The organism is Actinomadura sp. GC306 (assembly GCF_004348665.1).
Classification (GTDB): Bacteria; Actinomycetota; Actinomycetes; order Streptosporangiales; family Streptosporangiaceae; genus Spirillospora.
The window spans coordinates 1-11246 of record NZ_SMKM01000222.1 but is presented as its reverse complement, the minus strand read 5'-3'; the positions used below and the strand labels follow the sequence as shown (position 1 = coordinate 11246).

The 11246-nt window shown below is 71.9% G+C and carries 9 protein-coding genes; 4 read left to right on the top strand and 5 right to left on the bottom strand.

What is annotated here, in order from left to right; translation table 11 throughout:
- From E1200_RS25135 to E1200_RS25120, 4 genes are all read right to left on the bottom strand, one after another.
- Positions 1-1412 (bottom strand): right-handed parallel beta-helix repeat-containing protein (locus E1200_RS25135; protein ID WP_207933535.1); only part of this gene is annotated, 1412 nt, incomplete at its 3' end.
- A gap of 79 nt (positions 1413-1491) precedes the next feature.
- On the bottom strand, positions 1492-2748 hold the full coding sequence (locus tag E1200_RS25130) for an oxygenase MpaB family protein (protein ID WP_131954547.1): 1257 nt from the start codon (positions 2746-2748) through the stop codon (positions 1492-1494).
- Between the two features lie 642 nt (positions 2749-3390).
- Positions 3391-5250 carry an FAD-dependent oxidoreductase gene (locus E1200_RS25125; RefSeq protein ID WP_131954546.1) on the bottom strand — a complete coding sequence of 620 codons (1860 nt, stop codon included), beginning with the start codon at positions 5248-5250 and terminating at the stop codon, positions 3391-3393.
- A 126-nt stretch (positions 5251-5376) separates the two neighbouring features.
- Complete coding sequence (locus E1200_RS25120; RefSeq protein ID WP_131954545.1) at positions 5377-5991, bottom strand: TetR/AcrR family transcriptional regulator; 615 nt, start codon at positions 5989-5991, stop codon at positions 5377-5379.
- A gap of 129 nt (positions 5992-6120) precedes the next feature.
- Here E1200_RS25120 and E1200_RS25115 point away from each other — a divergent pair, with 129 nt between their 5' ends.
- From E1200_RS25115 to E1200_RS25100, 4 genes are read left to right on the top strand one after another with little or no spacing between them, the layout of a single operon-like run.
- Complete coding sequence (locus E1200_RS25115) at positions 6121-7617, top strand: NAD(P)/FAD-dependent oxidoreductase (RefSeq protein ID WP_131954544.1); 1497 nt, start codon at positions 6121-6123, stop codon at positions 7615-7617.
- Positions 7614-7775 (top strand): iron-containing alcohol dehydrogenase, encoded by a 162-nt coding sequence (locus tag E1200_RS34465; RefSeq protein ID WP_207933534.1) that lies wholly within the window; start codon positions 7614-7616, stop codon positions 7773-7775. Before E1200_RS25115 ends, E1200_RS34465 begins: the two co-directional genes overlap by 4 nt.
- Positions 7776-7818: 43 nt before the next feature.
- Positions 7819-9018: an L-2-hydroxyglutarate oxidase gene (gene lhgO / locus E1200_RS25105; protein WP_131954542.1), complete on the top strand. Its 1200-nt coding sequence runs from the start codon at positions 7819-7821 to the stop codon at positions 9016-9018.
- A complete protein-coding gene (locus E1200_RS25100; RefSeq protein WP_131954541.1) occupies positions 9015-9932 on the top strand; it encodes a DUF6282 family protein in 918 nt (305 codons plus the stop codon). Before lhgO ends, E1200_RS25100 begins: the two co-directional genes overlap by 4 nt.
- 17 nt (positions 9933-9949) lie before the next feature.
- Here E1200_RS25100 and E1200_RS25095 read toward each other — a convergent pair whose 3' ends face one another.
- On the bottom strand, positions 9950-10963 hold the full coding sequence (locus E1200_RS25095; protein ID WP_131954540.1) for a LacI family DNA-binding transcriptional regulator: 1014 nt from the start codon (positions 10961-10963) through the stop codon (positions 9950-9952).
- Positions 10964-11246 lie beyond the last annotated feature (283 nt).

Genomic DNA, 11246 nt, shown 5'->3' with positions numbered 1-11246 from the left:
GTGTTGTCCTCCCAGCAGTTGCCGTCGCCCTGCTCGTCCCACCACACGTCCAGGCCGTTGGGGAGGACCCTGCCGTCCGGGGCGACGCCGAAGGCGTTGCGCGTGTAGCGGTTGCGGTGGGAGGTGTCGCGGAACTTCAGCAGGTCGTTCTCGCCGCGGAGCGGGGCGGGCACCCAGATCTGCCGGAAGCCGCTGCGCCAGTTGTCGTACAGGCGGTTGTGGACGTAGTTGTTGTCGTTCCCGCCGCCGAGCAGGAGTCCGGTGCCGACCGGGACGGGCGGGGCGGGGCAGACGACGCCGCGTTCGTGGCCGCGGTCCCGGGGGAGCTTGGCGCAGGTGCCGTCCCAGACGTTGCCGTAGTAGTTGACGTTGTTGCTGTAGATCAGGTTGTTCTCGAAGGTGGCGTGGTTCTGCGGCAGGCCGGGGTGGCCGGGGAAGGCGCTGTCCATCGAGACGCCCGCCGAGTTGTGGTGGAACGTGTTGTCGTGCGCGTAGACGGAGTCGCCGGCGGTGCCGGAGTAGCCGAGCGCGTTGTGGTGGGAGTTGCAGCGCTGGATCTCGATCGAGTGGCGGCGGCCGTTGAGCGGGGACGCCGAGCCCGGGTAGATGCCCGCGTCGCCGTTGCCGTGGCCCTCGCAGTCGGTGTAGAGGCCGTGGTCGCTGGCGAAGGTGAGGAAGCCGTACTCCTCGTTCCACCGGGCCAGCGCGCGGTCGATCACGAAGCCGTCCTGCTCAAGGATGTACACGCCGTTGAACTCGAACAGCTGCGTGGTGATGTTGCGCAGGTAGAAGCCGTCGGCGCGGTCGGAGCGGATGCCGTTGAGCTTCTCCCACGTCCCGTCGTCCTTGAACCCGCCCTCGATGACGACGTCGGTCATCTCGCGGCCGGTGCCCTCCAGCTGGAGGTCGCAGCGCGGGCTGTCGCATGAGTAGTCGTCGCCGCCCGGTGTCTCGTCGCCGAAGACGGCGACGAGCTGCTGGAGGTTGGGGCAGGCGTACTGCTCGGCGTAGCTGAGCAGGTCCCTGCCCTCCAGCGGGGCGCACTCCGGGCTCGGTGCGGCTCGGCTCGGCTCCTCGCGGTACGTGCCGGGCAGGACGTAGATGGTCGTGCCGCGCTCGGTGACGTCGTTCACCGCGGCCTGGATGTGCCGGTACGAGCATTCGGCGAGGAGGCGCTCGTTGAGAGTTCGCAGCCAGCCCGTGTAGTCCTCGATCAGGCCGGCGGACTCCGGTTTGCACACCACCAGCCTCGGTGAGGCCGGTGCCTGGCGGTACGTCGGGACCTTGCCCGTCCCTGCCGGGAACCTGACCTCGCGTTCGGCGTGGCCGAGGGCCGGGGCCGCCATCAGGCCCAGGGCCACGGTGAACGCGAGTGCGGCGACTGCGGTGCGCGAGACGCGCTTGCCCATCATGACCGGGAATATGAACGCCTTTCGGGATCTTGCCCAGACCCATCCGACCCATCGGCCACATCGGGCCACCGGCGCGACGTCAGGCGCCCTTGAGGGCCCGGCCCCCGGGGCTGCGGCCGTCCATGCGGCTGTGGGTGCGGTCGCCGTGCTGCTCCAGCAGCATGCGCTGGATGAGCGCGGTGCGGCGGCGCTGCCCGATGCGTTCGCTCAACCGGGTGGCCGCGGGCACCACCCGCCGGACGCTCTCCAGGGCGAAGACCGCGGTGGAGGTGCCGAGGACGGCGGCCCGGTACGCCTTCAGGTCGGGTGCCCCGAGGAAGTCGGCGTTGCGTTTGCCGAGGACGATGCGGCTGTACGAGAACAAATAGTTCGTCAGCAGGCGCTGGGCCAGGGGAGAGTTCTTCAGGCGGGGCGGGAGCAGCAGCGGGGCCGCCGCGTCCATCAGCGAGCGGGCGAGCAGCCGCGTGTCGTCGTCCGGCATGAACTCGGTGGCGCCCTCCAGCCAGAGGAGCCGCCACGCGTCGGCCTCCGTGGCGGGTAGCAGATCGTGGTGGACGCCCATGAGGTGGCCCACGTAGCGCCAGAGATGCATGGCCGCGGCCCGGTCGGCTGCGGAGAACTGGAGCCCGAGGGCGCGCGAGCCGAGCAGCATCACCAGGGAGAACAGCAGCAGGGTTCCGGCCATCTGGACCTGGTTGATCGGCGCGTCCCACGCCTCGTGGTCCCAGTCGCCGCGCCGCCGCATCGCGGCGCGCACCTGCGAGTGCATGACGCGGACCCGGAGCGTCTGCTTGAAGCCGGTGTCGAACCTGCCGAGCCCGCCGGGGGTGGTGACGTCCACCCACCAGCTCGCCGTCTCGGCCAGCCGGCGCGGCGCCATGGAGTCGAGGTCGCCGGTGCGGACGAGGGTCTTGTTGGCGCGGGACGCCAGGTAGCCGCCGTAGAGGGACGTGCACGGCATCACCATCGCGAGCCCGAGCAGGCCGGTGCGGGCGATGACCCTGGCGCCGCGTTCGAGCCGGTCGGCGTCCACCCAGTACGGGACGGCGTCGACCTCGGCGAAGAAGTCCACCAGCTCGCGCGGCGGGTCGTCGACGGCGTCGATGCCCTCGTGCAGGGCGCGCTCGAACAGCCGCCGGCCGGTGCCGCCGGGGAGCCGCGCGATCATCTCCGCGACCGCGTCCGCCGGCGGGTCACCCGCCTCGGCGAACGACCGGAACACCGTGAGCTGCGCGGGAGTCGCCCGGATGTCGCCAGAGGCCAGATGGCGAAGAACTAGGATCCACGGGGGTTTGGACATCCAGGAGGGGTGCTGCAGGCGCTGCTGGTGGTCCATGCGCTACTTCCTGTCGTGCGGCCGAATCTCGGGGTGCGGTGTCTCGTGGTGCGGTGTCTCGGGGTTCGTGGTGCGGGACGGCGGTGACGGCCACGATCGCTAGCGCGATGGCCAATGCCGCCTGATCGCCTTCGGCGGGCCACGGCTCCCCGTAGAGGGGCGTGGCCACGAGAAGCAGGTAGGTCTTGGCGGTCGCGGTGGCGCCGAGCCCCACGACCACCAGGCGGCTGCGCTGCAGGGCGATCTGGAGCCGGCCCATCGCCAGCGGCGCCGCGACCCAGCGACAGCCCCGTCAGGGCCGTCACCTGGAGGGCGGCTCCGATACCGAGCACGGCCGCACCGGTGAGCCACGTCCTGCTGGTGAGCAGGGTGCGGGTCAGGTGCCACGGACGGCTGCCCTGCAGGGTGTGCATACCGGCCGCGGCCGTCTTGAAGTAGGCCAGCCCGGCGAAGTAGACGCCGGTGGAGAGGAAGGCGAGGAGCTGGTACTGGACGGACATGGCGAAGCCCTCCGTGCCGCCCGCGCCCCGGCCGGTTGGCGCGCGGAGCCGGGCCGCGGGCGGCGGCATCGGGTGGGGTGGGGGCGCCGCGACCGGCCGAGTGGCGGGTCAGGGCTTTCCTGGGGTCAGGGCTTTCCGGGGGTCACGGCTTGACGGGGTCCCAGAGGTCGAACGCGTTGGCCTCGCCCCGGTCGAAGCGGCGGTCGTCGTCGTCGTAGAAGCCCTTGAACTCGTTGGGCAGGTACATCTTGAAGAGCTTGGCGGGGGTCTCGTTGACTCCGGACGCCTCCAGGATTCCGTTGGCGGCCTTGCGTCCGGCCTCGTTGGCGCCCTCCATGGTCGCCAGGTTGATGTCGGCCTTCACGTAGTCGGAGGCCAGGAACAGGTTCGGCAGGGCGGTGGTGGCCTCGGGGCGGTGGTTCCAGGAGCCGGGCCTGTTGATCAGCAGCGGCTCCTCGTTGGCGACGTTCGGGGTGCCGTTGCCGGTGATGGCCGGGTCGATGAAGTACGAGTGGATGTTGAAGTCGTTGAGGACGATCGGGCCCCACGGGATGGCCGCGCGGAGCTGGGCCTTGACCTCGTTGAAGATCTGCTCGTGGGTGCACTCGCGGGCCGGCTTGCCGTAGAGGATGCCGGGGACGTCCCAGGCCGAGATGCACATCGACAGGATGTCGTTGACCTCGCCGTTGCCGTAGGTGCGGCTGATGTTCGTGTTCTTCCAGAACTGGCCCTGGTTGATCGAGGTCAGCGCCCAGGGCTGGGCGGCGTAGGCGACGTGGCCCCTGCCGAGGTTGATCGGCTGCCGCAGGTAGAACATGATGCCGTTCATCCAGTCGGTCGTCAGCTCGCGCAGCGACCGCAGCGAGGGGTCGACGGCCAGGATGTCGTCGTTGAGCAGCGGGACCGCGCGTTCGAGCGGTACCGCCAGCACGTAGTAGTCGGCCTGGACGTCGACGACGCCGCCCGCCCCCCGGACCCGGGCACCGGCGATCTGCCGGTCCTGGACGGTGAGCTGCTCCAGCGTCGCGTCGATCTGGAAGGTGACGCCCAGTGAACGCAGGTGGTTCATCCACGGGTCGATGAGCGATTCGTTGGTGGGGGCGTTGAGGAGCCGGTCGGGCTCCTTGTAGCCGCCGAGGCCCAGGGTGCTGTAGACCCAGGCCTCCGCCATCTTGCCCATGGTGTGGGCGCCGGCCTTGTCGGCCTTGGCGGCGACGAGGGTGCCGGTGAACATGTCGACCAGCAGCTCGTTGTAGGACTTGGACATCTTCTGGGCGTTGACGAACTGGGAGAAGCTCATGTACTCCCACTGCTGGAACCGGCGCTTCGGCCCGCTGGTGACGAAGGCGATCATCTTCTGCAGGAAGTAGCCGACCTCCCAGGCCGGGACCTTGCCGAGCACGTTGATCCCGGTGCTGAGGAAGTTCAGCAGCGACTCGGGGCTGAGCGTGCCGATGATGCTGCCGGCGGCGGGCAGGACGACCTTGGTCCCGTTGTAGTAGGCGCTGACCTCCTTGCCCGCCATCAGGTTCTGGGCGACGTTGCCGCCGCCCGGCAGCGGGATGCGGCTCATGGTGTCGGGCAGGTTCTGGTAGAAGCCCGGGAAGAACCGGAACCCGTGCTCGCCCGGGAGGTCCTTGCGGCCTCCCGTGCCGGTGTTCGGCACGGGGATGCTGCGGTTCTTGCCGCCCCACGCCTTGCGTTCGTAGACGGTGACCTGGAAGCCGCGTTCGGCGAGCTCCTGTGCGGTGCTGAGCCCGCCCATGCCGCCGCCGAAGATCGCGACGCGGCGGCCGGCGGCGAATCTGCGGGTCCGCCCGGCGTGCCGGGCGGCGGGGGCGGCCGCGTGCGCGGTGCCTCCGCCCAGCGCCCCGCTCGCCGCGACCGCGCCGGCCGCCGCGATCGCGCCGGTGACGAACTGGCGGCGGCCGACGCCGCTCCCGCCGGTGTTCTCTTCGGGCTCGGGCTGCGATTCGGGCTGCGATGGGGTCCTGTCCTCCACGGCGCACTCCTCACGGGGTGGGGGTTAACCGACACAGGTGTCGGTAACGAATGGACCCCAACTATGCGGAAGCCACCGGGGGGCGTCAAGCCCCGCGGTGGCCGGAAGACGCCAGAAGTGCCCGCGCTATTCGGCGTTGCCGAGACCCGTCCAGAGGACGCGCATCGCCCCTTCGACCAGCGTCGATCTGGGCATGTCGGGGTGGCGTTCCCACCATTGCGCGACGCCGTCGAGACCGGTGATGAGAAGTTCCACCATCGCCTCGGCGATCGGCTCGTGCGGGTCCCGCCCGACCGTCGTGCGGATGTCGTTGCCGAGCAGGGCCGTCACCGCCCTGGTCCGCGCCTCCCGGATGCCCTGCCGGACGGTGGTGATCTCCGGGTCGTCCTCGTTCGCGCGGTCGAACAGCAGCTTGCGCGCGGCGGGCCTGCTCTGCGCGAAGCTGAAGTAGGCGTCGATGGTCGACCGCATCCGCTCCCGGGGCGGGCCGGCGCCGGTGATCCGCGCGCCCACGTACTCGACCAGCGCGGTGTTCTGCTCCTGCATGACCGCCAGCAGCAGCACCCGCTTGGACGGGAAATGGTCGTACAGCACCGTCCGCGCCACGCCCGCCGCCTTCGCGATCTCGCCGAGCGAGGTGGCGTGATAGCCCTTGTCGGCGAATATCTCCAGCGCGGCCTCGGTGATGAGCGCCTTGCGGGCCGGGCCGCGCATTCTCGTTTTCGGATGTGTTTCCGCCACCGTCTTGACTCCCTCTCGCCTTGCCTTCACTCTAACCGACAGAAGTGTCGGTTATCGGCGTGCGCCGGTGCGGCCCGCCGCGCCGGCGCGGGCGCCCGCCGGCGGGCCGGGAAGAGCAGGGAGCCGCGCATGGGACGCAGGGAACCGTCCATCGCCATCGTCGGGAGCGGGTTCAGCGGGATCGGCCTGGCCATCGGCCTGCGCAGGGCGGGCTTCACCGACATCACCGTGTTCGAGAAGGCCGACGACCTCGGCGGCGTCTGGCGCGACAACACCTACCCCGGTGCCGCCTGCGACGCCCCGTCCCACCTGTACTCCTTCTCCTTCGAGCCCAAGCCCGACTGGTCCCGCCGCTTCGCCGAGCAGCCGGAGATCCTGGGCTACCTGCGGCACTGCGCCGTCAAGTACGGCATCCTCCCGCACATCCGGTTCCGTGCCGAGGTCACCAACGCGGAATACGTGCCGGGAGCGGGGAAGTGGCGCCTGCACCTGCGCGACGGGGCGTGCCACGACTTCGACCTCCTGGTCGCGGCGTGCGGGCAGCTCAGCAACCCCGCCGTCCCCAAGCTGCCCGGCCTGGACTCCTTCGCCGGCACCGTCTTCCACTCCGCGCGCTGGGACCACGGCCACGACCTGCGCGGGAAGCGGGTCGCGGTCGTCGGCAACGGCGCGAGCGCCGTCCAGTTCGTGCCGCTCATCGCCCCGGCCGCGGCCGAGACGACGATCTTCCAGCTGGAGTCGCACTGGATCAGCCGCAAGCCCGACCGCGTCTACCCGCGCTGGCGGCGGGCCCTGAACCGCCGCCTCCCGGCCGTGCAGAAGCTCTCCCGGCTGGGCGTCTTCCTGTGGTTCGAGCTGCTGCTCAACCCCGCGCTGGTCGCGCCGCGCGGCCGCCGGCTGCTGTCCGCGCACATCCGCGCGATGTGCGGGTTCGCGCTCCTGTCGGTGCGCGACCGGGGCCTGCGCGAACGGCTGCGGCCCCGCTACGAGCCCGGCTGCAAGCGGATCCTCACCTCCAGCGACTACTACGCGACCCTCAACCGGCCCGACGTGCGGGTCGTCGACAGCCCCATCACCGAGGTGGCGCCGGACGGCCTCCGCACGGGGCACGGCGGGCACCATCCGGCCGACACCCTCATCTGGGCGACCGGCTTCCGCTCCCAGGACTTCGTCGCGCCCATGCGCGTCATCGGCCTGCACGGCCAGGAACTGAACGCGGCCTGGAAGGACGGCGCCCGCGCCTACCTCGGCATGGCCGTCACCGGCTTCCCCAACTTCTTCCTCATGTACGGGCCCAACACGAACGTGGGCTCCGGCTCCATCGTCCACATGCTCGAAAGCCAGATGGCCTACATCGTCCAGGCCGCCCGCCTGCTCGCGGACGGCGCCAGGTCGCTGGAGGTCCGCGCCGACGTCCTGGACGGGTTCGACTCCGCCGCGCAGCGCAGCCTCAGCACGTCCGTGTGGAACCAGGGCGGCTGCGATAGCTGGTACCTCGACGCCGACCGCCGCAACACCAACAACTGGCCCGGCTTCATGACCGGCTACCGCCGCCGCACCCGCCGCCTCGCCCCGTCCGACTACCACGTGGAGCCGGTGCCGCGCCGCACACGCCGGTGGCCGTGACGGCGGAGGCCATGGCGGTCGTCGGGGAGGCGGGCGCGGACTGCGTCGTCGCGATCGGCGGCGGGTCCGCGATCGGCCTGGCGAAGGCGGTGGTCGCCGGCGCCCGGTCCCGCGCCGCCGCCCCCGGCCGGGACGGGGACGGCGGCTACGGGGTATGAAGGAGCGGTCTCGTAGGGCACCAGGGGACGGACGGGAACGCGCATGGCTGACGAGGTCGTCGGGATCGTCGGGGCGGGCATCATCGGGCTCGCCATCGGACGGGAGATCACCCGGCGGCGGCCGGGGACGCGGATCGTGGTCCTGGAGAAGGAGGACCGCGTCGCCGTCCACCAGACCGGGCACAACTCCGGGGTGGTGCACGCGGGCATCTACTACAAGCCCGGCAGCCTCAAGGCGGAGCTGTGCACGCGCGGACGGGCCATGCTGCGCGAGTACTGCGCCGAGCGGCGGATCCCCTACGACGAGTGCGGCAAGCTCGTCGTCGCCGTGGACGAGGACGACGCGGCCCGCCTCGGCGAACTGGAGACGCGGGCCACGGAGAACTCCGTGCCCGGGATGCGGCGGCTGGACGCGCCGGGCATCCGCGACATCGAACCGCACGCGGTCGGCCGGGCGGCGCTGCACTCCCCGCACACCGCCATCACCGACTTCACGCGGATCGCCGAGGCGTTCGCCGACGACATCGCCGCAGCAGGCGGCGAGGTCCGGTTCTCCTTCCCCGTGACCGGCATCGCGTCCTCCGGCACCGGGGTTGAGGTCGCCTCGGGGGAGGAGCGCATACGGGTCGGGCACCTGGTCGTCTGCGCGGGGATCCACGGCGACGTCGTGTCCGGCTTCGCGGGCGACGACCCGGGGCCGCGGATCGTCCCGTTCCGGGGCGAGTACATGACGGTCGTCCCGGCGAAGGCGCACCTGGTGCGCGGGCTCATCTACCCGGTCCCGGATCCGCGCTACCCGTTCCTCGGCGTGCACTTCACCCGGCGGGTGTCGGGGGACGTCGAGGTGGGGCCCAACGCCGTCCTCGCCCTGGCCCGCGAGGGGTACCGCCGCTCGGACGTCTCGCTGCGGGACCTGCGCGACATCGCCGCGTGGGGCGGGTCGTGGCGGATGGCGCGGCGGCACTGGCGCACCGGCGTCCGGGAGGTGCGCGGGTCGCTGTCCAAGCGCGCCTACATGGCGGCGGCGCGGCGGTACGTGCCGGAGATCGGGCCCGGCGACGTGGTCCGCGCGGGGGCGGGGGTGCGCGCGCAGGCGCTCGACCGGGACGGCGGCCTGGTGGACGATTTCCGCATCCACCGGCTTGGGGCGGTGACCGCCGTCCGCAACGCGCCGTCGCCCGCCGCGACCTCGTCCATGGCCATCGCCGAGTACATCGCCGACGTTCTCGAAGGGAAGAGATGAGCGAGCATCCGAAGCCGTCCGAGCGGGCGCGCGAACTCGTCCGGGGTGCCTACGACCTGCACGTCCACGTGGCCCCCGACGTGGTGGAGCGGCTCATCGACGACCTGTCGGTGGCGCCGCGGTTCGCGGCGGCGGGGCTGGCCGGCCTCGTGCTGAAGTCGCACTACTTCGCCACGGCCGAGCGCGCCGCGGTGGTGCGCGCGGCCGTCCCGGGGGTCGACGTCCTCGGGGCGATCACGCTGAACGGCTCGGTGGGCGGCATGAACCCGCTCGCGGTTGAGCTCGCCGCGCGTGCCGGGGCCCGGTTCGTGTGGCTGCCGACCGTGGACAGCGCCAACCAGCGCGCCTGCACGGCGAGCGCGCCGGAGGGCGCCCGGCCGCCGATGTGGGCGCGGCTGCAGGACGAGTTGCGCGCCGAGGGCATGGCGGCCGACCCGGTGGACGTCGTCGCCGACGGCCGGGTCACCGAGCCCACCCGCCAGGTGCTCCAGGTGATCGCCAAGTACGACATGACGCTCGCGACCGGCCACCTCAGCGCGGCGGAGATCGACACCGTCGTGGACGCGGCGGCCGCGGCCGGCGTGCGGCGCATCGTCGTCACCCATCCGGAGTTCACCTCGCAGCGCGTCGCGGTGGACCGGCAGCGGGCGCTCGCGGCGAAGGGCGCCTTCATGGAGCGCTGCTTCACCACCGCCTACACCGGCAAGGTCTCCTGGGACGTCTGGCTGGCGAACATCCGCGCCGTGGGGCCCGAGCACTCCGTCCTGACCAGTGACCTCGGCCAGCCCTTCAACCCGCCCGTCGAGGACGGCATGGCGCTCATGGCCGACCGCCTCCTCGCGGAGGGCTTCACCGAGGACGAGGTGCACCGGATGGCCGTCCGCAACTCCCGCCACCTCGCCGCAGCCGACTGAACCCCGGCCGGGCCCGCTCAGCGCGGGGCGGGGCCGGTCGAGCGCCGGATGGCGAGGTGCGAGGGGAGGACGACCCGGTCGCGGGGCGGGCGCACGCCGTGCCGGTCGCGCATGGCCAGGAGCATGTCGACGGCGGTGCGGCCGGACTCCTCGAACTGCCCGGCGAGCGTGGTCAGCGGCGGGGAGCAGAAGTCCGCGCCGAAGATGTCGTCGTAGCCGACGACGCTGAGGTCCGCGGGCACGGACACGTCCCGCTCGGCGCAGCGGCGCAGCACGCCGATGGCGAGCAGGTCGTTGTGCGCGACGGCGGCGGTGGCGCCGGTCGTGAGCGCGGCGTCCGCGGCGGCGGCGCCCCCGGCCATGGTCGGGGGGAACGGCCCGAGCCGCTGGATCGCGATCCCGTGCGGCCGCGCGGCGGCGGCCAGTGACTCCCAGCGGCGGGCGCCCAGCCAGGAGCGCGGCGGCCCGCCGAGGAAGACGATCGAGCGGTGCCCCAGCGAGGCGAGGTGCTCGACGATCTGCCGGGTGCCCTCGGCGTGGTCGACGATCACGCTTGGCACGTCGGCGACCTGCCGGCTGACCAGGGTGAGGCGGTGCCCGGCCGACAGCTCGACGATCTCCGCGTCGGACATCCGGCTCGCCGCGATGACGAACCCGTCGACCGACGCCTCCAGCCGCTCGATGTTGCGCGCCTCGACCTCGGGCGACTCCTCGGTGTCCCCGACGATCAGCGTGCAGCCCGCGGCGCGCGCCTGGTGCTCGGCGCCGCGGATCACCCCGAAGAAGTGGGGGTTGGTGATGTCGGAGACGAACAGCGCGAGGGTGTCGGTGCGGCCCGAGGGCAGCGCGCGGGCGAGGGTGTTGGCGCGGTAGCCGAGCCGGGCGGCGACCTCGGCCACCCGCTCGGCGGTCACGGCGTTGACGCGCCCGGGGTTGGACATCGCCCGCGACACGGTGGACGGCGACACCCCGGCCGCCTTCGCCACGTCGTAGATCGTCGGCCGTCCGCCGCCCGCTTTCCCCTGCGCCATCCGCCCGCCCTTCGCCCGCGCCCCCAGCACGGGTCAGCATCCCATGATGGAAACTTTTGGCAACCGCTTGCCATCCCTCGACCAGTGATTTTAGTGTCAACGGCACATTGCGGACATGTGGTGGGGGTCACAAGCATGAGGGCGATCGTCCTGACGGGACCTCGGCGCACCGAGGTCGTCGACTCCTGGGCGGAGCCGGAACCCGGACGCCATGACGTCGTCGTCGCGATGCAGGCGGTCGGGCTGTGCGGGTCGGACCTCGGCGTCCATGACGGCACCCGCC